We start from the raw sequence: 24,276 nt of genomic DNA, 5'->3' as shown, positions 1-24,276 counted from the left end.
TTTAAACCGCCAAGCTCTTGCCGCTCGCCGCATCAAACAGATGCGCCTGCGACAGATCAAACTGCATCGGAATAACCTCGCCCGGATGCAAATTGCGCGGGTTCAACATGCGCGCAACCCATTCCTTGCCTGCAAATTCAGCAAAGACCAGCGTTTCGTTGCCGAGCGGTTCGGTGATGGAAACGGTGAGATCCGTTTCATGCACGGCATCACCCGAATAAAGGCCATGACCTTTCGGGAAAAGATCATCCGGGCGTAGGCCGAATGTGACCTTAGCGCCTTCGGTAACCTTTGCCTTGAACTGTGCAGGTACCGGCAGACGCTGACCATTGGCAAAGACCAGTTCCGAACCCTGCACGGTTGCTTCCGCCATATTCATCGGTGGTGAGCCGATAAAGCCCGCAACAAACTGCGTATCCGGGCGCTTAAACACTTCGTCCGGCGTGCCGACCTGCTCAATATGACCATCACGCATGATGACGATACGGTCAGCCAGCGTCATGGCTTCGACCTGATCATGCGTCACATAAACGACTGTCGACTGCACTTTGGCGTGAAGCTTCTTGATCTCGGTGCGCATCTGCGTGCGCAGCTTCGCATCGAGGTTAGAAAGCGGTTCGTCGAACAAAAACACTTCCGGATTGCGCACGATGGCGCGGCCCATGGCAACGCGCTGACGCTGACCGCCCGAAAGCTGTGCCGGACGGCGTTCCATCAGCGCTTCAAGCCCAAGAATGGCTGATGCTTCATTGACGCGACGGTCAATTTCCGTCTGCGGCTGCTTTGCTATTTTCAGCGAGAAACCCATGTTTTCGCGCACCGACATATGCGGATAAAGCGCATAGGACTGGAACACCATGGAGATGTTGCGATCACGCGGCGGCAGATCATTGACCACCTTGCCGCCGATTTCGAGCGCACCATCCGAGATGCTCTCAAGACCTGCGATCATGCGCAGCGTCGTGGACTTGCCACAGCCCGACGGGCCAACAAGCGCTACAAATTCCTTGTCGGCGATTTCGAGATTAATGCCATGCACCACTTCGACAGTGCCATAACGCTTAACGAGATTTTTAATGGAAAGCTGAGCCATTTTATATCAACCTTTAACCGCGCCGAACGTCAGACCAGCAACAAGGTGCTTCTGAACGATGAATGTGAGGGTCAGCGCCGGAATAATCATCACAACCGCCAGCGCGCACATGCCACGCCAGTCGATGGTGAATTCAGCGGTGTAATCGAGAAGACCGACAGGAAGGGTCTTGGAATTGACCGAGCGGGTAAGCTGGGAAGCCAGCGCATATTCGTTCCATGAGGTGAGGAAGGCGAAGATGCCTGCGGTGGCAATGCCGGGACCAGCCAGCGGAAACTCCACCTGCCAAAAGGCCTGCCAGCGCGTGCAGCCGTCAATCTGGGCTGCTTCCGCCAGATCCTTCGGCACCTGACGGAAAAAGCCATCGATCAGCCAGATCGTAAACGGCACATTGAGCGCCACGTAGGTGACGATGAGACCAAAATGCGTGTCGATGATGCCGATGCGCGAATAGAGCATGAAGAGCGGTAGCGACAACGCAATGCCCGGCACCGAGCGCGTCAGCATGAGACCTAAGAATGTCGTTGACTTGCCCCAGAAGCGGAAGCGCGCAAAGGCATAGCCACCCGAAATGCCGACAACCAGCGCGATAATGGTGGATGTGACCGAAATAATCAGCGAGTTTCGGAAATAATCCCAAACTGGAATGCCGCCGCCGCCTGCACCCGAAAGCATCGCATAATAAGCATCAAGCGTGATTTCCTGCGGAATCCAAACCGGCGGCTTTGCCATGATTTCGACCGGCGGTCGCAGTGAGGACAGCACGATCCACAGACCCGGCAAGCAGATGATTGTCATCGCTAAGAACAGGCCGATGAGATAGGCGACTTTCTTAACGCGGCGCAGCAGGCGATGCTGTTGGTTACTGAGTGTCTTGTGAGCCATGATTACCACTCCGCTCCGATTTGCGCGCGTGCGGCAGCAAGCTTGCGGAAGAACATTACGGTGAAGATGATCGAAAGCAGGATCGCGACATAGGCCATGGCATTGGCCAGTCCCATTTGCGCATCCGAATAGGCGGTGCGTCCAACCAGTGTCCAGATCAGCTCGGTTCGCCGTGCCGGTCCACCATCGGTCATGATCTTCACGATGTCATAAGCGCGTGCCACATCAAGCGAACGAATAGTCATCGCTATGAAGGCAAAAGGCATCAGATAAGGCCAGATCACATAGCGGAATGTCTGCCATGGCGTGCAGCCGTCAACGCGGGCTGCTTCCACCGGGTCTTGCGGCATGGACAGAAGACCGCCCAGAATGAGAATCGCGAATACCGAGGTCGACATCCAGACTTCTGCCATCAGAATAGCAAACAGTGCCAGATTGCCGTCGATCAGCCACGGAATAGCCTGACTGGTAATGCCAAGCGATTGCAGCGCATTGTTCACTAGACCAATATTGTCGTTGAACATGAACTTGAACTGGAAGCCGACCAGAACCGGCGAAAACATCATCGGGAACATCATCAGCGTGCGCAAAACGCGCTGGCCATGCGTGGCTTTGTTGATGAGCAGCGCCAGCCCAAGGCCGAGCAGCATTTCCAGATTAAGCGCAATGGTGAGGAAGATCACCGTGCGAATGAATGCAGCCCAGAACACCCAGTCGGTCATGATGCGCTCATAATTGCGCAAGCCGATAAAGGTGAACAAGCTGTCGGGACGCGTCAGCCGGAACGGCGTGAAGCTTGAATAAAGCGAAAGCGCAAGGGGAAACAGAACCACCGCTGCGAGAATGATGAAGGCCGGAAGCAAAAGCAGAACCGGCGGGGAAATTCGTTTAAACATTGTTCTTCCGAAGCGATTGTAAGCGCATCAAGGCACACGCGCATCCTATCCGAAAACCGCTACGCGCTTTTTGGGATGCACTTGAAATGGCCCGCCCGTTAAGAGCGGACCATGAAGTCACAGGTTTAAAATCACAAGGCGAAATCAGAGTTCGCCAGCGTCCTCAAGGATCTGCGTTGCCTTCTTGGCTGCATCGTCAAGAGCCTGCTGCGAGGTCTTGTCGCCAAGAATTGCAGCCTGAAGCTCAGGATAAACAGCGTTGGAAATCTCGATCCATGATGGCGTCTGCGGAACCGGGAAAGCGGTCTTTGCCGTTTCCTGGAACACCTGAAGAACTTCCTTCTTATATGGATCAGACGCAGCCTGTTCGATAACGTAATCCCAGACAGCTGTGCGGGTAGGCAATGTGCCAGCCGACGATTCTTGCTTCTGTGAATCTTCATTGGTCAGGAACCAGACAAGCGATGCGGCAGCATCTTTGTTGTCGCAGGATTCTGTAACCGAGAAGCCGTGATGACCAGACCAGCCAGTGCGTTTGCCGGAAGAGCCTTCCGGTGCAACAGTCACACCGACATTACCAGCGACCTTTGACGACTTTGGATCGTTGAAATAAGTCGCCCAGCCCGGCCAATCCAGATTGAGGGCGATGGTGCCGGACGCGAAACCTGCGCCGAGTTCATCCCAGAGATAGTTGGTGGTGCCAGCAGGAACGGCCTTCGCCTTGTAGACGTTTACGAACCAATCAAGCGCACGCGCACCGGCTTCCGAATTAAAAGCTGGCTTGCCGTCTTTGTCGAGATATTCGCCGCCTTCAGCGACCAGCATTTCATAGAAGCGGCCATTGATGGCTTCTTCCTTGCCTGCAAACTGCGTGCCGTAGAAATTTGGCGGATCAGCAAAGAACACAGCCTGATCGGAAACTTCTTTCCATGTCTTAGGCGGTGCGAGATCGTAGCCGTATTTTGCCTTGAATTCTGTCTTCTTGGCGTCGTCCTCATAGAGGCTCTTCTGATAGTAGAGCGCCGACACGTCATATTGCGCGCGCGGCAGCATGATCAGCTTGTCGTTGAGCGTCGAAGCCTTGATCACCGATGGCACAAAGCCTTCGATTTCTTCTTTCGGAACCAGAGCGTTCAGATCGGCATAGAGATCAGGATATTGTGGCGCGAAAGACGAGTGATTGGAACCAACACACCAATTGATCGAACGCGAAGCGATGTCGGATTTGATTTCCTTATCCAGCTCGAAGTGATTCTTCTTGGACAGGATATTGACCTTAGCACCAGTCGCCTTTTCCCATTCCGCAATGCGCGAATAAAGCGCTTCGTATTGCTGACCGCCGATCAGCTTGGCGTTGATGGTAACGCCTTCAAATTTGCCCGGAAGGTCAGCTGCCCCCGCAGAAACCATACCCAACGCAAGCAGAACAGAACCTGCCAGCACGGATGTCGTAAAATTCCTCATGCTTTCCTCCTCATGACGGACATCTCCCGTGTCCACACCCAATTGTAAATTGTGTATTTATATGCAAACATAATATTCACAGCCGGTCAAGGCGCTTTCGATGTAATCCTATCTTTCATCGCGCAAGATATTCGTATATGAAGCAAGCCATTCATGAGGGGAAGAGACTTGGAAACAGACGATCGCTACCGCGCACCCGCACTGGACAAAGGGCTGGATATTCTTGAATTACTGGCCAGCGTCGATGGTGGATTGAGCCAGGCCGAGATTGCTAAATATCTCGACCGTAGCCCGAATGAATTTTACCGTATGCTCGACCGCCTGGTGAAGCGTGGTTATGTGACCAAGCTTGAAGGCGACCGCTATTCGCTCACGCTCAAGCTGTTTGGTCTTGCGCATCTGCATGCGCCCGTGCGCAGGCTAGCATCGTTCGCCACGCCCTTTATGCGCGAGCTTGCCGACCGCTCGAAACAGGCCAACCAACTGGCCGTATTTGATCGCGGCTCAGTTGTCGTGATCGCGCAGCAGGAGGCGCCGGATTACTGGGGAATTTCGATCCGTGTTGGCTCTCATATCAGTCTGTTTGACACCGGCTCGGGTCACACTTTGCTGGCATTCCGCTCACCGGAAGAACGCAAAATGATGATTGCCGAATATGTGAAAGGCAGCGAAAGCGCACAGCTCGATGAAAGCTTCTACGAGCGCCTCGATCAGATTCGCGAACGCGGCTATGAAATGATGCCCAGTGCGCAGGTGGCTGGAGTTTACAATCTGTCCGCACCGATTCTGGGACCGGACGGCACATGCATTGCAGCCCTCACCTGTCCTTATGTCACGCTCGTGAACTCCGCATCCGCACCTGACATCACACAGACGATCAATCTCCTGCAAAAGACCGTCAAAGAACTGTCCAAACTCGTTGGTTCAGACATCGGAACAACAGAATAATCGAGATTGATAATTCTTATTTGAAAACTCTCTTCGTTTTTGAAAGAATGACATTGGAGGAGAGTTTTCTATGATTATCGATACCCATCTGCACCTGATCGACAAAAGTGCGCTCAATTATCCATGGCTTGGCGACGTTCCAACGCTCAACCGCGACTTCCTTTTTCAAACCTACAGGCAGCAGGCCGAACGTTGCGGGATCAAAGCCGCATTGCATATGGAAGTGGACGTTGCGGCGGATAATATTCAGGCCGAAACTGATCATGTTCAGAATGTTTCAATCACCAATGGCGGCTTCATTAAAGGTGCAATTGCATCCTGCCGCCCGGAAGAACCGGACTTTGCCGCGTACTTGGAACAGAGCCGCAGCAATCCTTTCATCAAAGGTTTTCGCCGCGTGTTGCATGTTGTGCCGGACGATCTGTCTGAAGGTGCATTGTTTCGCGAAAATATCAAACGACTTGCAGGCACTGGCCTGACCTTTGATCTCTGCACACTCCCACACCAGATCGACAAAGTGCTGGCACTTGCAGACCTCGCTCCAGACCTGCAATTCGTGCTCGATCATTGCGGCGTTCCGGACATCAAATCGGGTGCGCTGGAAGTCTGGAAGAAGGGCATCACCGAGATTGCGCAACGCGACAATGTGGTCGCTAAAATCTCTGGCGTTGTCGCCTATGCCGATTCTGAAAGCTGGACCGTCGACACGCTGCGCCCCTATGTCGAGCATGTGATCGCTTCATTTGGCTGGGAGCGGATTGTCTGGGGCAGCGACTGGCCGGTCTGCACACTAGCAAGCAATGTTGATGCCGGGCTTTCGACATGGGTGGCGACAACCCATGCGCTTCTTGAAGGATGCAGCGAAGACGAAAAAGCGTTGCTTCTCTGTGAGAATGCAACGCGTCTCTGGAAACTGTAAATTTGATCAGGCTGGCGGTAAACCGCCAGCCGAGCATTATTGATCAGAAGCTTTCGCGGAAAAGCCGATTGAGATCGGCGACGACGACTTCCGCCTTCTCCTTGTCAAGCAAGGCCCTGTTGATCCGTTCGGAAGCAGCTTCCTGAAATGGCATGTAGCCATCGTGACGCGGACGCACCCATGCACCTTCCAGCGTCGCGCGCGTATCGCGATAAAAATCGGACGTCGCTTTATTCACAACATCATCTTCCCATGCATCCGCATGTCCGGGCTGGCCGTTAGAAGCCGCATAGAGCCCCTGCTGCACATCACCGCTGGCAATCCAATAAGCGAAGTCGATTGCTGCTTCGGGATGCTTGCTGAAGGCTGACACCGCAATGCCAGTACCGCCCAGAGCAGAGCCAGCAACGCCCGCCGCACCCGCTGGAATATCCGCAAAGCGGATCAGACGTTCACGAAAACCTGGCATTGCATAATTCACATAGCCATAGATAAGCGGGGAACACGCAATGTCGGAATCAGGCTTTGCCATTTCCTCAAACACTGCAATTGGGTCCATGCCGAAACATTCCGGCTTCACCAGCGACGCAATTTCGCGCAACTGCTCAAAAGCTTTGGCACCATCTTCAACCGAGATCAGCTCGCCTTCAACCGCGCAAGGCGTTCCGGCATTGGCAACGAGTGTATAAAAACACATCAGCGAATGCGGTGAACGCAGTGGCAGCAGAACTTTCCCGGCGCGTGCCAGACGCAGCACCTCGCCCCATGAAGTGGCTGGCTTGTCCATCAGGTCAGGACGCCATGCCTGAACCTGTGTTGCAGCATCCAACGGAAACGCCCATTGCCGCCCCTGCCAGTTATAGCTTGGGAACGACCGGCCCACAGAGCCATCGGCCAGCTCTTTGAGTTCCGCTTCACGCCCCGGCACATCAAGCGGCACAAGGCAACTTTCCTTGGTGATCTGGCCGACATGCGGATGGTCGATCACGATCATATCGAAATTGCGTGCCAATTCCTCAACCGGAAAGGTCTCGAAATCCTGGAGCGACCGCTTTTCCCATTCGATCTCGACGCCCTTGTCCGTAAGCCATTGTTCGGCCCCCGCAACCATCGGATCATAGCCGCGCGGGTGGCTCCAGGTCATGCCTTTAAGCTTGATCGTGCTCATAGACCGAACTCCTCACGGATTGCTTTGCTGTTCTCGCCAATGCGTGGTGCGGCACGTGCCACTTTCGGGCGCTGTCCGTTGATGCGCAGTGGGGAACGTGTGGTGGTGATGGAAACATCATCTTCACGCGTTACCGTCTGGAGCATGTCGAGGGTTGAGAAACCTTCGCTTGCGAGCAGTTCTTCCCAATTGAGAACGCGGGCACACCAGATATCAGCTGGTTCCAGAATGGAGAGCCATTCATCGACAGTCTTCGTGGCAATACAATCAGCGATCAGCCGCTTGATTTCATCGCGCTTGGCAAAGGCGAGTTTTGCATCCTCAATGAAAGGCGAAAGTGTATCAGTTGCAAGCAGTGGTGCGAGTTTCGCAATCGGCATCATGGCGATAGCCAGATAACCGTCCGCTGCCGGATAAACACCATAAGGTGCTGCAAGATAGGCATGGGCACTGCGGAAATCTGACCGTTTTGGTAGGCGGCGACCATCATTTAGATGCGTGGTCAGCACTTCAAATTGGAAATCGACCAGCGCTTCAAGAAGGCTGGTTTCGACATGCGAGCCTTTGTTGGTGATGCCACGGCGAACCAGTGCTGCGAGAATGCCCTGCGCTGCCGCAGCGCCTGCCAGCATATCCGCAACCGCCAGACCGAATGGCACCGGCCCCTGCCCTTCATCACCATTGAGCCACATCAGGCCAGAGCGCGCCTGTGCAAGCAGATCCTGCCCCGGACGCCCGACCCATGGCCCTTCTTCGCCATAACCACTGATCGATGCATAGACGAGACGCGGATTGATCTGCTGAACGGCTTCATAATCAAGGCCAAGACGCTTGATGACACCGGGCCGGAAATTCTGGATGACCACATCGGCCTGCGTGAGAAGCTTCTTCAACGCCGCCAGATCGTCGGGATTTTTGAGGTCAATCGCGAGGCTGTCTTTGCCACGATTGATGGCATGAAAAATCGTGGAATCGCCACCGATTTCCGTATCGCTCAGATAAAGCCTGCGCGAGAGATCGCCACCATCGGGCCGTTCAATCTTGATGACGCGTGCGCCCAGATCCATCAAACGCAACGAGCAATAAGGCCCCGACAAAAACTGGCTCATATCGACAACGACAAGCCCGCTCAGCGGCAGTTCGCTTTCCGACATCGGGAAATTCCCTCCTCATGAATTTCTTATGTGAATATAGTCTTCACATATGGATTTATAGAAGGCAAGGCTGAAATTGGTCTCTTAGAGCGCATTTCGATCTGATTGAATCAGATCGGCGCTCTGACCTCTTATTTTGACGCGCATCTTTTTCCGAAAACCGTTTCACACTTTTCGGGATGCGCTCAATACAAAAACGCCGCCCGGTGGGGCGGCGTTTTGTAAGGAAATAGGCTGACGATCAAACTTCGTTGCTAACCTGCTCCAGCAATGTCCACACGTGGTCAGCGAACGAGTTCCACACTTCGATGCGGTAATGATCAGCGTCCCATTTCAACAATATGATCTGGGCATGATCAAAGATGGTGCGCGTAGCACCCGGATGCTGCATCTCAGAAAGATTGAGCGGCGATGCTGCATTAAGCAGCCACTCCGCTTGAGGACCGGAAATATCGATCCCGGTTTCGCGGTGACTGACTTCCGTCAGGCTATGAACCTCTGTCTCATAGAGCTTGGCAAAAGCCTGCGTGATCGCTACGCCCTTGCTTTCATCAGCCCAGATATACCATTCATCCGGGCCAAGGCAGGCAACGGCAGTATCATCCGTGCGGATCAGATCACCGATTTTCGTCGGGATTTTTGCACCGAGCGCCTTTTCAGCTTGCGCGAGCTTTGCAGGTGCAATGCGCAGGACAAAGCGAGCGGCATCTTCTGCCGCGTGGATTTCCACACGGCCGGAAATGACGACCTTGCGGTTCGAATAAGGTTTTGTCTCAACAAGCATGGTTCAATCCTTATCCGTTCAGTTTCTTACCTTCAGGGTCATAGAAGACCATGCCCGACACGATCGCTTCATGCACACTGCCATCCGGCATCGGCATATAAAGCGTTTCACCCATCCGATCCTTGCCGCCCGACACAACCGCCATTGCAATCGACCGGCCAAGCGCCTCGCTCCAATAAGAAGACGTAACATGACCAAGCATGGTCATTGGCACAGCCTGTTTCGGATCGGCAACGATCTGCGCGCCCTCTTCCAGCACCAGCTTCGGATCGTTGGTTAACAGACCAACCAGATGCTTGCGATCCGATTTCAGCATGTCCGGGCGCGTCAGCGAACGCTTGCCGACAAAGTCCAGCTTCTGCTTGCCGACGGCCCAGCCTAGGCTTGCATCATCTGGCGTGATCGTGCCGTCCGTATCCTGACCGACAATAATATAGCCTTTTTCCGCGCGCAAAACGTGCATGGTTTCGGTGCCATAAGGCGTAATGTCATATTGCTGACCGGCCTCGTAAAGCGCCTTCCAGAGCGACAGACCATAACGGGCGGGTACGTTGATTTCATAGCCCAGCTCGCCCGTGAAGCTCATACGGAACAAACGCGAAGGCACGCCCAGGAATTTACATTCCGCGACCGACATATGCGGGAAGGCTTCATCGGAAATATCCAGACCTTCAACCATTGGCTCGATGAGCTTACGCGCATTCGGGCCATTGATTGCGACCACTGCCCACTGCTCAGTGGTCGAGGTGAGCGAGACTTTCAGGTCAGGCCATTCGGTCTGGAGATAATCTTCCATCATGTTCAACACACGCGCGGCACCGCCGGTTGTGGTCGTCACATGGAAACGATCCTGCGTCAGACGACCAACAACACCGTCATCGCGGATGAAACCATCTTCGCCAAGCAGCAAGCCATAACGGCAGCGCCCGACACCAAGCTTTGTCCATGGGTTGGTGTACATGCGGTTCATGAATTCCGCAGCATCCGGGCCAACCACTTCGATCTTGCCGAGCGTTGATGCGTCGAACATGCCGAGCGACTGACGGGTTGCCTTGCATTCACGCGTCACGGCCTGATGCATGTCTTCGCCAGTTTTTGGAAAGTACCATGCGCGACGCCACAGCGAGACCGGCTCGAAAGCAGCGCCATGCTGTTCAGCCCAGCTATCAATGGGCGTCTTGCGCGTGACATCAAACAGTTTGCCGCGATTATAACCGCAGAAGGAACCAAAGGTCGTCGGCGTATAAGGCGGGCGGAAGGTCGTGAGACCGACTTGCGGCGTTGGGCGCTTGAGAGCATCGGCTGCAACCGCCAGACCGTTGATGTTGGACGTCTTGCCCTGATCTGTCGCCATGCCGTTGGTGGTATAGCGCTTGACGTGCTCGATGGAATGGAAGCCTTCGCGCACGGCCAGACGAATATCCTTAGCGGTCACATCGTTCTGGAAATCGACAAAAGCCTTGGCCTTGCCCGGATCGCGATCCGTTGGCAGTTCACGAACACTGACACCATCGCAGACAAAATCGCCAGCTACGGCATATTCCGACGCCTTGGCCTTGTGACCGGCATCAGAGGCCGCAGCAGCTCCCGCTTGAGCACCCTCACGCAAGGCAGCCTGCAAATCGAAATTGCCATTGCCCGCACCAGCACAGCGGCTTTCTTCAGTGCGTTCGCCCGGCAGATAAATCTGGCGGGTCTCGTCCCAAACCAGCGAGCCCTTTGTGTGCGAGAAAAGATGCACGCTCGGATTCCAGCCACCCGACATCAGCAACACATCGCAGGCAATCGTGCGCGCAGCACCGACCGAGCCGTTAGAAACCGGATTAGCGCGGACCGACGACACACGATGGCGTCCGCCTGTGTCCGTCACAGTCCAGCCAGTGAGCGTTTCAATACCAAGCATTTTGGCGCGGTTGATAAGGCTGTCGGCAACGTGTGAACGCACATCGATAATGGCTGGAACTTTGACGCCAGCGACTGCGAGATCAAAAGCGGTAAGCCAAGCGCTGTCATGCGAGGTGACGACGACAGCCTGATTGCCGACCTTAACGCCATAGCGATTGAGATAGGTGCGTGCGCTCGATGCCAGCATCACGCCGGGACGGTCATTGCCTGCAAAGACCAGCGGCTTTTCGATTGCACCCTGCGCCAGCACCACTTGCTTAGCACGCACACGCCACATGCGTTCGCGCGGCGCATTGGTGTCAGGCTTAGCCTGATGATCGGTCAGGCGCTCACAAAGCCCGACCATGTTCTGATGGTAATAGCCAATGGCTGTGGTGCGCGGCAAAAGCGTGACATTCGGATTGGCTTTGAGTGCAGCGATGGTCTCGTCCAGCCAATCCCAGCTTGCGCGACCATTGATGACCGGCTCTGGTTCCGACAGAAGCGAGCCGCCAAATTCGGACTGCTCATCAACGAGGATAACTTTTGCGCCACTCTTAGCAGCTTCTAACGCTGCTGCCAGACCGGCAGGTCCACCACCGGCAATCAGCACATCGCAGAAAGCATAGCGGCTGGCATAGGTGTCTGGGTCCGGTTCAGACGGCGATTTTCCAAGACCGGCGGCACCACGGATGAAAGGCTCATAGACCTTGTTCCAGAAGCTCTTCGGCCACATGAAGGTCTTGTAGTAAAAGCCTGCCGAGAAGAACATGTAAAACGCATCATTGATCGCGCCGACATCATGCTTCAGCGATGGCCAATGGTTTTGGCTCTCAGCCTTAAGACCGTCGTAGAGTTCCAGCACCGTTGCGCGAGTGTTCGGCTCGTAGCGGCCCGGTCCGCGAGAAACGCCCATCAGCGCGTTTGGCTCTTCGGAACCTGCCGACAGAATGCCGCGCGGGCGGTGATATTTAAACGAACGACCGGCCAGATGTTCGCCATTGGCAAGCAGTGCGGATGCCAGCGTGTCACCTTCAAAACCGGAATAGGTCTTGCCGTTAAAGCTGAACCGCACGGACTTGGCCTTGTTGACACGGCCTTTATTATTCAAACGCATATCGGTCATTATTTTATCTCCGCAGCCGGAGTTTCTGCCAAAGCAGGACGAGGCTCACCGGCCTTGTAGGTGGTGACAAACTTGTCGCTTACCGTGTCGCGCACCGCATTGAAGAAGCGACCGCAGCCATTGATATGCCGCCAGCGTTCAAAATGCTTGCCGCGTGGATTTGAGCGTGTGAACAGGAAATCGCGCCATTCTTCATCAGAAAGCTGGGATGGATCGGCAGGACGCGCAATATGCGCTTCGCCTCCATAGGCGAATTCCAGTTCCGGGCGTTCCATCTCGCAATAAGGGCAACGGATTAAAAGCATTTTGTGTTCCCCTATTCCTTAGTGAGCAACTGCGGCGGCAGCCGCTTCGTCGATCAAACGACCAGTCGCGAAACGTTCCAACGTGAACGGCGCGTTGATCCAATGCGGCTCATCTCGTGCGATGGTATGCGCAAACACATTGGCCGAACCCGGCGTTGCCTTAAAGCCGCCCGTACCCCAGCCGCAATTGACATAAAGACCCGGCACCGGCGTCTTGCCGATGATCGGCGAACGATCAGGCGTGACATCAACAATACCGCCCCATTTACGCAACATACGCATACGCGTGAAAATCGGGAAGATTTCGCAAATCGCCGCCAGTGTGTGTTCAATCAGCGGCAGACCACCGCGCTGGCTGTAAGACGTGTACTGATCAGTACCCGAACCAATGACCAGCTCGCCCTTGTCCGACTGGCTGATATAAGCATGAACGCTGTTCGACATGATAACGCATGGAACAATCGGCTTCACCGGTTCAGACACCAGCGCCTGAAGCGGGAAGCTTTCCAGTGGCATCCGCACACCAGCCATATCCATAACAATCGACGTGCTGCCCGCAGCCGACACTGCAACTTTCTTGGCTTTGATAAAGCCGCGTGGTGTTTCAACACCCGTTACACGGCCCGATGCATCGCGACGGATACCCGTCACCGGACAGTTCTGAATAATATCCACGCCACGCTCAGTCGCGCCGCGCGCATAACCCCACGCAACCGCATCGTGACGAGCCACGCCACCGCGCCGCTGCAACGTAGCGCCAACAACTGGATAGCGGGCAGTGGGGGAAATATCGAGCGGCGGGCAATATTCCTTCGCCTGCTCTTTCGTCAGCCATTCATTGTCGATGCCATTGAGGCGATTGGCATGAATATGACGCTTGAAGCTCTGCACATCATGCACCGTATGCGCCAGCATCATTACGCCGCGCTGCGAGAACATAACATTGTAGTTGAGGTCCTGGCTCAAACCTTCCCAAAGCTTCATCGAATGTTCGTAGAGATGCGCGCTCTCATCATAGAGATAATTGGAGCGGATAATGGTGGTGTTGCGTCCCGTATTGCCGCCGCCAAGCCAGCCTTTTTCGATGACTGCGACATTGGTAATGCCATGTTCTTTGGCCAGATAATAGGCAGCACCCAGACCATGACCACCAGCGCCGACGATGATCACATCATATTCGGCCTTAGGCTCTGCATTGGGCCATTGTGGCTTCCAGTTCTTGTTGCCGGATAGCGCGTTGCCAACGATAGAAGCTAACGAAAAGCGGGACATATACAAACCACCAGTCTTACGGTTCACGCTCCCATGTGGCGCATGAAAAACCTCTGGCGATATTTGTATTGGTTCAAGCGGAGAATGGAAAGCAGACTTGCGTCATAAGACGTCATAAATACGACATTACCACCATTTCGCGACATACCCGCAGACGCCTTTTGAGAGTTGCTATTATCGCGATAGCCAGACAGTAATGGAATGAATTTGACATTATACGCCTAACGCTTTGATCGGATTGCCAATGACTGACGCGCTGCCACTTAAGCCACTCAACCTATCTGAAAGCGATTTCACAAGTCTTGTTCCGAACGCCAGATTGCGACAGCAGTTCCAGTTTATTCTTGAAGTCGAAAAGCTGAAGCAGGTCATTCGTCGGACACCGCTGCTGGATGGGTCGCGTCGCGAAAACGATGCCGAACACACCTGGGAACTGGTGCTGATGGCGATGGTTTTGCAGGAACATGCGAATGAGAGCGTTGATCTGTTGCGCGTGCTCAAGATGCTGATCATTCATGATATCGTGGAAATCGATGCTGGCGACACTTTCATCTATGACGATGCCGGGATTGTTGATCAGGAAGAGCGCGAAATACAGGCAGCCAACCGGATATTCGGCATTTTACCCAATGATCAGGCGCTGGAGTTCCGCGCTCTTTGGGATGAGTTTGAGGCGCGCAAAACGGCAGAAGCGCAGTTTGCTCGCGCGATGGATCGACTGCAACCGCTCCTACATAACTTCTTCACAAGCGGTGGCACCTGGCATACGCCGGGCGTGACCGCGCCTGTTGTGCTTGACCGGAAGTCACCAATCTCCCATGCATCCGACACGCTTTGGGAGGCTGCTCAGCGGATTATCGCGGAAGGCGTTGAGCGCGGCTATCTGAAACAATGATAAGCTCCGCCTTTATAATATTAGCATTAAGTAATATTAGAACAAATCCAAAACATTTTTTGGAAATAGGACAATAATATTGTCCTTTTCTCTTTTCTTTTATTGCGTGAAAAGGTACTCAGACTTGCGCAAAATCGCATTTAAAAACACTTAAGCGCAAGAAAGGTGATTTCGTGACTAGGGAAAATCTACTTGAAAGTGCACTGGTTCGTCTTGATGAAGCCGCAAGCCACATCAATATTGATCCGGATGTTATCGAAAAACTGAAATACGCCCGCGAAACCATGAAAGTGCGACTGATGATCCGCATGGATGACGGTTCGCGTAAATCCTTTCTTGCATGGCGCTGCCGTTACGACGACACGCGCGGACCAACCAAGGGCGGCATCCGCTATCACCCGGAAGCAACGGCTGAAGAAGTCGAAACACTCGCTTTCTGGATGACGTTTAAATGTGCGGTCATGAACCTGCCTTATGGCGGCGGCAAGGGTGCCATTCAGGTTGACCCACGTCAGCTTTCGAAGGCTGAACTTGAGCGCCTTTCGCGCGCTTATATTCAGGCTTTCTCCGGCATTATCGGCCCGGATCGCGATATCCCAGCACCGGACGTTTACACCAACTCCATGATCATGGGCTGGATGGCAGACGAATATTCGCAGATCGTTGGCCAGTCTTCGCCTGCTGTTATTACTGGCAAGCCATTAGCACTCGGCGGTTCATTGGGCCGTAACGATGCGACTGCACGCGGTGGCTTCTATCTCGTGCGCCACCTGTCGGAAGACCTTGGCCTGGCATCTCAGCTTCGCGTCACGGTTCAGGGCTTCGGCAATGCCGGTCAGTTCATCGCAAAGCTGATGGCAAGCGACGGCCATAAGATCGTTGCCGTATCGGATTCGTCCGGCGCTGTTTATTGCGCTGATGGACTTGATCTTGATGCGCTTCTCGAAGCCAAGAATGCGAATAAGTCAGTAGTTTCCACCGCTGGCAAAAATGGCCATGAAGCCATTACGCCGGATCAGCTGATTGCCGCCGAATGCGATGTTCTTGTACCAAGTGCTATGGAAAACATGATCCATGCCGACAATGCAGCTTCGGTCAAAGCGAAGCTGATTGTTGAGCTGGCAAATGGTCCGATCACACCGGAAGCCGACGAAATTCTCGTGAAAAACGGCGTTATCGTCCTTCCGGACATTTTGGCTAATGCTGGCGGCGTGACTGTTTCCTATTTCGAATGGGTACAGAATCGTCAGGGCTACTACTGGACGCTTGAAGAAATCCATGAGCGTCTCAAGACCATCATGGAACGCGAAGGCCGCGCCATCTGGAACCATGCCAAAGCACACAATGTAACCGTTCGCTCGGCAGCTTATGTCCATGCGCTTCAGCGCCTTGCGCAGGCAATTGAAGCACACGGCACCCAGAGCGATTTCACCGCCTGATTGTCGTAATAATTGCGGTTTTCGCCGGGTTTTCCGGCGAAAACCTCTTTGAAACCTGTTCCACCATTCCTATATGCCAGACTTATTAGTTTGTGAGGAATGGGATGAATATCGGCCAGGCAGCGACCGCATCGGGCATATCGGCGAAGATGATCCGCCATTATGAAACCATCGGACTTATCGAAGCTGCTGACAGAACCAGTTCCGGCTATCGCGTCTATACGCAAAGAGATGTCGAAACGCTGCGCTTCATCCGTTCAAGCCGCGACCTTGGCTTTTCCGTCGATCAAATCAAAGCATTGCTCGCACTCTGGCGCGACCGCAATCGCGCATCGTCCGATGTGAAGAAAGTTGCGCTGGTTCATGTCGAAGAGTTAGAAGCCAAGATGAAGCAGTTGCAGAACATGGCCGATACGCTGCGCCATCTCGCGCATAATTGCCATGGCGATGATCGCCCGGATTGCCCGATCATACATGAGCTTGCAAATACCAATGCGGAGCAGCTTCATCATACAGCACCGCGCAAAGGCGAATTGCTGCACGGCAAAATCTAACACACCCACATAATAAAAACGCCGGGAATTTCCCGGCGTTTTTTTACTTTTATGCGCCCTATTTCGGCAGCGTATAGGCGATCACATAATCGCCGGGCTTGGTGCCCACCGAACCATGACCACCGGCAACCATCAGCACGAATTGCTGATCACCGACCGTATAGGTCATGGGTGTAGACTGACCGCCCGCAGGCAGGCGTGCTTGCCAAAGCACCTTACCATTGGTGAGGTCGTAAGCGCGCAGATAATCATCCACGGCTGCACCAAGGAACACAACGCCACCAGCAGTAATCATTGGCCCGCCAATGCCCGGAACGCCAACTTTGAGCGGTAGCGGAACAGGTGCCATATCCTCAATAGTGCCATTGCGATGCTTATATGCGATCTTGCCTGTACGCAGATCAACACCAGCCACAAAGCCCCATGGCGGTGTCTGGCATGGAATGCCAAGCGGGCTAACGAATGGGCCCATGAACACGCCATAAGGTGCGCCGTCATTGCGGTTCAGACCCTGCTCACTGCCCTTTTCATCCTGACCACGTGGCGGAATATCGGCACGAGGTACAAGCTGCGAGGTGAAAGCAAGATAGGTCGGCATGCCGAACATAACCTGACGCACCGGATCAACAGCCACACTGCCCCAGTTGAACACACCAAAATTGCCCGGATAGACAATGGTGCCTTTCAGTGAAGGCGGCGTGTAACGACCCTCATAGAAGTGCTTACGGAAAGCAATACGACATGCCAGCTGATCAAACAGGGTCACACCCCACATGCTGCTTTCAGTCAGTGGTGCGGGACTGAATGTCAGATCAGAAATCGGCTGCGTCGGCGATGTGTGATCTTCCGGGATCGCACCCGTCGGCGCAGGGATTTCACGAACCGGGATAATCGGCTCACCCGTGCGGCGATCAAGCACATAAATATCGCCCTGCTTGGTTGGTCCAACCAGCGCAGGCACGCCATTGATGTCCAGAAGAACCGGCTGGGCTGGAACGTCCATATCCCACAGATCGTGATGCACCGTCTGGCGCACCCATTTCGGCTGTCCGGTATTCACATCCAGCGCAACGATGGACGACGAATATTTTTCGACATTATCGCTGCGGTTCATGCCCAACTGATCTGGCACCTGATTGCCAAGCGGAATGAAAATCAGGCCAAGCCCTTCATCAACACTCGATACCGACCAGCTGTTTGGCGAATTGGTCGTATAATGTTCACCTTCTGGCAACGGCGTCGTGACGTCCGGATTGCCCGAATCCCAGTTCCACAGCAGATCGCCGGTGCGAATATCAAAGGCGCGGATAACGCCCGACTGTTCTTCGGTCGAATAGTTATCATTGACCGCACCGCCAACGATGATCTTGTCACCCACCACGGCTGGCGGCGAAGTCGAATAGTAATAGCCAGCTGGGTTGTATTTCATGCCATGACTGAGATCGAGCGTGCCGCCATTGGCAAAATCGGTGCAGATTTCGCCGGTCTGGGTATCAAGTGCAATCAGACGTGCATCCGATGTTGGCAGATAAACGCGTTCAGAACACTTGGCCCCAGCCGTTGCAGTTGTGTCTTTCCAATAGCTGACACCGCGGCAGGTCTGGTGCTGGCGATCCGTATTGAAGCCGACTTTCGGGTCAAACTTCCACTTTTCCTTGCCCGTTGCTGCATCGAGCGCAATGGCCCAATTGTGCGGCGTGCAAAGATAAAGCGAGTCACCAATTTTAAGTGGCGTGACCTGATAGGTCGTTTCGCCCACATCTTCCGGCTGTTTCACATCGCCGGTCTGATATTGCCATGCGACTTGCAATTTCGAGACGTTTTCCGGCGTGATCCCGGTCAGAGGCGAATAACGCTGGCCATAAGGCGTGCGGCCATATTGATGCCATTCGCCATCGGGAACATTGCCACCGAGATCAGGCGTTGCTGCCACCTTGTCGGTTGGCAGATCACCCGCAATATTCCACGGGTCCTGCGTCATGGAGTAACCCGCAACCACAAGCGCCGCGAGCGTCGCAATGGTCAATGGTAAACCACCACCATTGAGAGGCCTTCTGATCCATGGGGTCAGCAGCCACAGGCCAAGCAGCACGATCACGCCGCCTGTCGAACCCAGTCCCCACCAGTCGAAACCGACTTCAGAGACCGCCCAGCCAAGTGAGCCAAGGACGACAAGTGCGTAAATCCAGAGCGCAACTGCGCTTCTTTTGAAGAGGAAAAAGCCTGTCAGCAAAAAGCCAATAGCAGCGATGACGAAGAACCAGCTGCCGCCCAGCGTGACGAGATAGATGCCCGCGGCACCCAGCCCCAGGCCGATCAATATCAAAACAATTGAAGTCAGAGAAACAAGCAAGACGTTACCCCCTTAAAGCTGTAACTGCCATCCCACCGTGCACTGCTGTTCGACTGAAAGAGCTGCACGGATAAAGAAAATTCGAGGTATTCCTGATTGGTGGAAGTGTTGCAGCAAAAGACCTTGCACGCAACACAACACTGCCTGCCCTGAAAGATAGGCGGCAAAATGAAAAATCCAGAGGCATTTATGCAAAAGAAATAAAGAATTACCGGCGACCAGAAAGGCCGCCGATCTTTGCGTAATCTATCAGGCCAGCGGGCTTTTAAATGCCCGCAGCCGAAGCGCATTGCTGAGCACGAAAATGCTCGAAAGCGCCATAGCACCCGCCGCTAACACCGGCGACAGAAGCGTTCCCGTAATCGGATAAAGAACACCGGCAGCAACTGGGATCAGCGCCACATTGTAAGCAAAAGCCCAGAACAGGTTTTCACCGATATTGCGGATCGTGGCTTTCGAGATTGCAATCGCATTGACCACACCGCGCAGATCGCCCGACATCAGCACCACGTCGGCACTTTCAATCGCGATATCCGTACCAGTGCCAATGGCAATTCCAACATCGGCAGCCGCAAGTGCTGGTGCATCATTGATGCCGTCACCCACAAATGCAATGCGTTTTCCACCAGCCGAAAGGCGCTTCAAAGCCTCAACCTTGCCATCAGGCAGCACTTCCGCAACCACCTCGTCAATGCCAAGGCGTTTGGCAATGGCTTGCGCGGTGCGACGGTTATCGCCGGTGATCATTGCAACTTTCAAGCCCTGCTCGTGCATGGCAGCGATTGCCGCAGGCGTGGTTTCCTTCATCGGATCGGCAACAGTAATAATCGCAGCCAGCTTGCCATCAATTGCCGCATAAAGCGGGGTCTGGCCTTCATCACCCAGACGGCTGGCATCATCAGCAAAGATCGCCACATCAAGCCCAAGCTTCGCCATGTAACGATCTGCGCCAATGGCAACTTCATGACCCGCAACCTCGGCTTTCAGGCCAAAACCCGGAACCGATTCAAAAGCCGATACATCACCAAGTTTAAGGTTTTTTTCCTTTGCGGCGGTTACAATCGCATCGGCAATGGGATGCTCCGAACGGGCCTCGACAGCAGCTATCAGCGCCAGTGCTTCGTCCTTATCAATACCATCGACAACGTCAAAATGTGCCAAAGCGGGCTTGCCCTGAGTCAGTGTTCCGGTCTTATCAACCGCAATCACCGATGCATCGCGCAAGGTTTGCAGTGCATCACCACGGCGGAACAGCACGCCAAATTCGGCAGCGCGGCCTGTGCCAACCATGATCGAGGTCGGCGTTGCAAGCCCCATAGCGCAGGGGCAAGCGATGATAACAACCGCGATGGCATTGACCAGCGCAAAGCCCATCATCGCCGTGCCGCCAATGATCAACCAAGCGATAAATGTAAGAAGCGCTGCGCCCAGAACCGCTGGCACAAACCAGCCCGTCACCTTATCGACTTTAGCCTGAATGGGCAGCTTATCGACCTGCGCATCTTCAACCATTCGCACAATCTGCGAGATGACCATATCGCGACCAACCTTGGTTGCGCGGAAGGTAAAAGCGCCAGTCTTGTTGATCGTTCCGCCGACAACTTCAGCACCTGTTTCCTTGACGACGGGGATAGGCTCGCCGGTGATCATCGATTCATCCACATAGGACGAGCCTTCCGTCACTTCGCCATCGACAGGCACTTTTTCACCCGGACGCACCTGCACAATGTCGCCCGCACGCACCTCTTCAAGTGGCACATCCAGCGTTTCACCATCGCGCACCACGCGCGCAGACTTTGCCTGCAAACCCACCAGGCGACTGATTGCGGCCGAAGTACGCCCCTTGGCGCGCGCTTCAAGATAACGGCCAATCAGGATCAGCGTGACGATAACGGCAGCCGCTTCAAAATAAACATTAGCCGTTCCATCCGGCAGAATATCCGGCCAGAAGGTAGCAACAACTGAAAAGCCCCATGCGGCCGTTGTACCAACAACCACCAGCGAATTCATATCGGGTGCGGCACGCAGCAGAGCGGGAATGCCCTTTTTGAAAAAGCGCATACCGGGGCCGAACAACACAAGCGTTGTCAGCACAAACTGGAAATACCAGCTGTTCTGCATCCTAATTGTATCCATGACGAACATGTGCACAGCAGGAATGAGGTGGGAGCCCATTTCCAGAATGAACACTGGAAGCGTGAGAACGGCTGCCAGAATAACATTCTTTTTCAGCTCAACCGCTTCAGCGTCGCGCTTGTCGGATTGTGTTTCCTGCTTGGCATCGCTGCGTGTCTCATCAAGCGAACGCGCTTCATAACCCGCCTTTTCAACCGCCTTGATAAGATCAGCGACTGCGACCTGTCCTGCAAGCTCAACATGCGCGCGCTCAGTTGCGAGGTTGACGCTGGCGCGAGACACGCCCGGAACCGCGTTCAAAGCTTTTTCGACATTGCTCACGCAAGACGCGCAGCTCATACCCTCAATAGCGAGTTCGGCGGCAAGATCAGCACTGCCCGACGGCACATCATAGCCAGCCTTGCGGATTGCATCGATGACAGCAGGCATATCGGGCGCTGACTTGAAGGTGACATCAGCCCGTTCTGTTGCGAGGTTGACGGACACTTTTTCTACGCCCGGAACCTTTGCGACGGCCTTCTCAACCGATGATACGCAGGACGCGCAACTCATCCCTTCAACAGGAATGGCAAAACTTGTGGCATCGGATTTTACAGGCTTGTTCATGGCAATCCCTTTTAAAGCGCATCCTGCTTTCCAAAAATCGTTTCCGACTTTTGGGCGGATGCTACTTCGCTCTGTTTGAAGAGCGATTTAATGAGTTGCATGATAGATAACCCTTCCCACCGTTGGAAGGTCAAGCCCTATCAGATAGCCAATTCGTTTTGCGGTTCGATCATTGCAAGGATAGATCCGCAGCGGGTCTGAATGAAATCGGCCACATCAATGGCGGGCATTGGGCGCCCCATCAAAAAGCCCTGCACTTCGCCGAAATTCTGCGCGCGCAAACATTCCAGCTGTTGAGTGGTTTCCACACCTTCGGCAGTTGTGACGATCTTGAAACCCGCACCAAGGGTTGCAACGGCCTGAATGATCGCAAGATCGCGCGTGTCCACCTCAATGCCAGACACAAAGCTGCGATCCACCTTGATCTTGTCAAACGGAAACGAACGCAGATAGCTCAGCGATGAATAGCCGGTTCCGAAATCATCCATCGCAATGCGAACGCCTAAGCGACGCAGTTCAAACAGCAATTCAATGTTGTGCTTGCTGTTTTGCAGGAACACTGATTCCGTGATTTCCAGTTCCAGCCTGTCAGGCGACAAGGATGCCGCAGCCAGTGCATCGGTGACTGAATCAAGAAGCGCCGTTTGCTGGAACTGCACAGGCGAGAGATTAACTGAAACCTTAATGCCATGCGGCCAAGAAGCCGCTTCAAGGCAAGCCTGTTTCAACACCCAATCGCCAATCGGTCCAATGAGACCGGCTTCTTCGGCAATTGGAATGAACTCAACGGGCGATACCATGCCAAGCACAGGATGACGCCAGCGCAGCAAGGCTTCAAAACCAGAGATGTGGCCGGTTTGAAGGTTAAAAATTGGCTGATAATGCAGTTCAAGCTGCTGTGCTGCCAAAGCCAGCCGTAAATCCGTGGTCATGGCATGACGTTTCTCGACAGCCAGCCGCAGCGAATGTTGATAAAAGCGGAATGTGCGTCGCCCATCGGCCTTGGCAGCGTATAGCGCCAGATCAACATTACGCATCAGCACGTCAAGATCATCGCCATGCAATGGCGCCTGCGCGATCCCAATGCTACATGAGACAAATTCCAGCGTATCGCCAAGATCGAACGGATCCTGAAAAACAGAAAGGAGCTGATCGGCAAACATGGCAATCTGCGAAACGGCAGCGCAACGATAAATGATCGCAAACTCATCGCCACCAAGACGTGCCAGAAAATGATCGCAAACGATGTTTTTAAGGCGCTCTGCAACCTGTTGCAGCAAGCGATCCCCGATCTGGTGCCCACGGCTGTCATTGATGTTTTTGAAGTGATCAATATCGAGATAGAAAAGCGCAAAAGCCGGTGCGCTTTCACGCTTTTTCAGCACGGCTTCAATATGCTGAGAGAAATAAGCGCGATTAGGCAAGTCCGTCAGATTGTCATGCATCGCAATATGCGTCATGCGTTGTTCGATCAAACGACGCTCGGTAATATCTTCAACAAGCCCAATGAGATAGCGCGATTCATCGCCTTCCACCGGCGGAATAGAGCGCTTGATGATCCGCATTCTGCGCGGAGTTCCGTCGGCACAGCGAATATCGCGCTCAATTGTCAGCACGCTGCCGCGACGCATCGCAAGACTATCTTGCTGGGTCAGAAGCTTGGCTTCCTCAGCGGGGAAGATTTGCGTATCCACAGAGCCAACGACATGATCGATCTTGTGGCCGCTGATAGTTGATGCAGCCTGATTATAGAGCAGGTAACGCCCCTCGTCCTGCATATCTTTGACGAAGACACCAAGCGGCATGTTGTTGATGAGGCTATCGAGCAATGTCTGCGCATGACTTGCCTGACGATTGGCTTCCTCAAGCTCCGTCATGTCCTGCACAATTGCCAATATGGCCTGCCGGCCATCGAAAACCACCTCACGGCCATAGGTCAAAACATCAATGATCTGACCATTGGCTTTCAGATGCTTCCAGCGCTCAGGACGCTCAAGATCACTTCTGTCACGAACCGCAATCGACATCCGGTCACGTTCCGTTTGCGGACGAATATCGAGAACAGTCATGCCCGGCACTTCATCAGCCGAATAGCCATAAAGCGCGTGGGCCGCTTCATTCATGATGATGAAGCGCAATGTATCGGGATCGTAAACCCACATCGGCGTGGGATGAGTGGTGAACAGAATGCGGAAATCCGCGTCAGATGTGCGCTCCAGCGCATCATCCGAGTGAGCCTGACCGGCTTCCCGCTTCCTCATCATTGTCCCCTCATCAGACTGATCCTGACCCGATATTTCATGTCCTCAAAAAGGACCGTGCCCAAAAATCAGATATTCGTCTGTAGCAGGACGAAGCTTTTCCCAAGCTGGATTAACGCATGGTCATTAAAAAT

At 53.9% G+C, this 24,276-nt stretch carries 18 protein-coding genes; 5 read left to right on the top strand and 13 right to left on the bottom strand.

Annotated elements, in window-relative coordinates:
• Position 1: 1 nt before the first annotated feature.
• The 4 genes from WH356_RS06665 to WH356_RS06650 form a co-directional block, all read right to left on the bottom strand.
• The gene (locus WH356_RS06665) at positions 2 to 1,093 is read right to left on the bottom strand and encodes an ABC transporter ATP-binding protein (RefSeq protein ID WP_339509394.1); all 1,092 of its coding nucleotides are present in this window, start codon (positions 1,091 to 1,093) and stop codon (positions 2 to 4) included.
• Positions 1,094 to 1,099: 6 nt separating this feature from the next.
• On the bottom strand, positions 1,100 to 1,978 hold the full coding sequence (locus tag WH356_RS06660; RefSeq protein WP_339509393.1) for a carbohydrate ABC transporter permease: 879 nt from the start codon (positions 1,976 to 1,978) through the stop codon (positions 1,100 to 1,102).
• A gap of 2 nt (positions 1,979 to 1,980) precedes the next feature.
• Complete coding sequence (locus WH356_RS06655; RefSeq protein WP_339509392.1) at positions 1,981 to 2,874, bottom strand: carbohydrate ABC transporter permease; 894 nt, start codon at positions 2,872 to 2,874, stop codon at positions 1,981 to 1,983.
• A 144-nt stretch (positions 2,875 to 3,018) separates the two neighbouring features.
• Complete coding sequence (locus tag WH356_RS06650) at positions 3,019 to 4,338, bottom strand: ABC transporter substrate-binding protein (protein ID WP_339509391.1); 1,320 nt, start codon at positions 4,336 to 4,338, stop codon at positions 3,019 to 3,021.
• A gap of 153 nt (positions 4,339 to 4,491) precedes the next feature.
• Between WH356_RS06650 and WH356_RS06645 the strand changes: the two genes are divergently transcribed.
• Positions 4,492 to 5,286 carry an IclR family transcriptional regulator gene (locus WH356_RS06645; protein WP_250039054.1) on the top strand — a complete coding sequence of 265 codons (795 nt, stop codon included), beginning with the start codon at positions 4,492 to 4,494 and terminating at the stop codon, positions 5,284 to 5,286.
• A gap of 70 nt (positions 5,287 to 5,356) precedes the next feature.
• Positions 5,357 to 6,205, top strand: coding sequence for an amidohydrolase family protein (locus tag WH356_RS06640; protein WP_339509390.1), 849 nt, complete (start codon positions 5,357 to 5,359; stop codon positions 6,203 to 6,205).
• Between the two features lie 43 nt (positions 6,206 to 6,248).
• Here WH356_RS06640 and WH356_RS06635 read toward each other — a convergent pair whose 3' ends face one another.
• The 6 genes from WH356_RS06635 to WH356_RS06610 form a co-directional block, all read right to left on the bottom strand.
• Positions 6,249 to 7,373 (bottom strand): extracellular solute-binding protein, encoded by a 1,125-nt coding sequence (locus WH356_RS06635; RefSeq protein ID WP_339509389.1) that lies wholly within the window; start codon positions 7,371 to 7,373, stop codon positions 6,249 to 6,251.
• Positions 7,370 to 8,527: a CaiB/BaiF CoA transferase family protein gene (locus tag WH356_RS06630; protein WP_339509388.1), complete on the bottom strand. Its 1,158-nt coding sequence runs from the start codon at positions 8,525 to 8,527 to the stop codon at positions 7,370 to 7,372. Before WH356_RS06630 ends, WH356_RS06635 begins: the two co-directional genes overlap by 4 nt.
• Positions 8,528 to 8,768: 241 nt before the next feature.
• On the bottom strand, positions 8,769 to 9,311 hold the full coding sequence (locus WH356_RS06625) for a sarcosine oxidase subunit gamma (protein WP_339509387.1): 543 nt from the start codon (positions 9,309 to 9,311) through the stop codon (positions 8,769 to 8,771).
• Between the two features lie 10 nt (positions 9,312 to 9,321).
• Positions 9,322 to 12,321, bottom strand: coding sequence for a sarcosine oxidase subunit alpha (locus WH356_RS06620; RefSeq protein ID WP_339509386.1), 3,000 nt, complete (start codon positions 12,319 to 12,321; stop codon positions 9,322 to 9,324).
• Positions 12,321 to 12,626, bottom strand: a complete 306-nt coding sequence (locus WH356_RS06615; RefSeq protein WP_339509385.1) for a sarcosine oxidase subunit delta — start codon at positions 12,624 to 12,626, stop codon at positions 12,321 to 12,323. Before WH356_RS06615 ends, WH356_RS06620 begins: the two co-directional genes overlap by 1 nt.
• Before the next feature lie 18 nt (positions 12,627 to 12,644).
• Positions 12,645 to 13,898 carry a sarcosine oxidase subunit beta family protein gene (locus WH356_RS06610; protein ID WP_310012373.1) on the bottom strand — a complete coding sequence of 418 codons (1,254 nt, stop codon included), beginning with the start codon at positions 13,896 to 13,898 and terminating at the stop codon, positions 12,645 to 12,647.
• Positions 13,899 to 14,142: 244 nt separating this feature from the next.
• Between WH356_RS06610 and WH356_RS06605 the strand changes: the two genes are divergently transcribed.
• The 3 genes from WH356_RS06605 to cueR all read left to right on the top strand — a co-directional run bounded on the left by WH356_RS06605 (position 14,143) and on the right by cueR (position 16,786).
• Positions 14,143 to 14,793: an HD domain-containing protein gene (locus WH356_RS06605; protein ID WP_339509384.1), complete on the top strand. Its 651-nt coding sequence runs from the start codon at positions 14,143 to 14,145 to the stop codon at positions 14,791 to 14,793.
• 173 nt (positions 14,794 to 14,966) lie between these two features.
• Positions 14,967 to 16,232, top strand: coding sequence for a Glu/Leu/Phe/Val family dehydrogenase (locus WH356_RS06600; RefSeq protein WP_339509383.1), 1,266 nt, complete (start codon positions 14,967 to 14,969; stop codon positions 16,230 to 16,232).
• Between the two features lie 104 nt (positions 16,233 to 16,336).
• The gene (gene cueR / locus WH356_RS06595; RefSeq protein WP_339509382.1) at positions 16,337 to 16,786 is read left to right on the top strand and encodes a Cu(I)-responsive transcriptional regulator; all 450 of its coding nucleotides are present in this window, start codon (positions 16,337 to 16,339) and stop codon (positions 16,784 to 16,786) included.
• A 58-nt stretch (positions 16,787 to 16,844) separates the two neighbouring features.
• Here cueR and WH356_RS06590 read toward each other — a convergent pair whose 3' ends face one another.
• From WH356_RS06590 to WH356_RS06580, 3 genes are all read right to left on the bottom strand, one after another.
• Positions 16,845 to 19,139: a glucose/quinate/shikimate family membrane-bound PQQ-dependent dehydrogenase gene (locus WH356_RS06590; protein ID WP_339509381.1), complete on the bottom strand. Its 2,295-nt coding sequence runs from the start codon at positions 19,137 to 19,139 to the stop codon at positions 16,845 to 16,847.
• A 249-nt stretch (positions 19,140 to 19,388) separates the two neighbouring features.
• Complete coding sequence (locus tag WH356_RS06585) at positions 19,389 to 21,881, bottom strand: heavy metal translocating P-type ATPase (RefSeq protein ID WP_339509380.1); 2,493 nt, start codon at positions 21,879 to 21,881, stop codon at positions 19,389 to 19,391.
• A gap of 140 nt (positions 21,882 to 22,021) precedes the next feature.
• Positions 22,022 to 24,142, bottom strand: a complete 2,121-nt coding sequence (locus WH356_RS06580) for a putative bifunctional diguanylate cyclase/phosphodiesterase (protein ID WP_339509525.1) — start codon at positions 24,140 to 24,142, stop codon at positions 22,022 to 22,024.
• Between the last annotated feature and the right edge of the window lie 134 nt (positions 24,143 to 24,276).

It is taken from the genome of Ochrobactrum sp. MYb379 (assembly GCF_037479515.1).
Taxonomy (GTDB): domain Bacteria; phylum Pseudomonadota; class Alphaproteobacteria; order Rhizobiales; family Rhizobiaceae; genus Brucella.
This window is presented reverse-complemented; position numbering and strand designations above follow the sequence as displayed.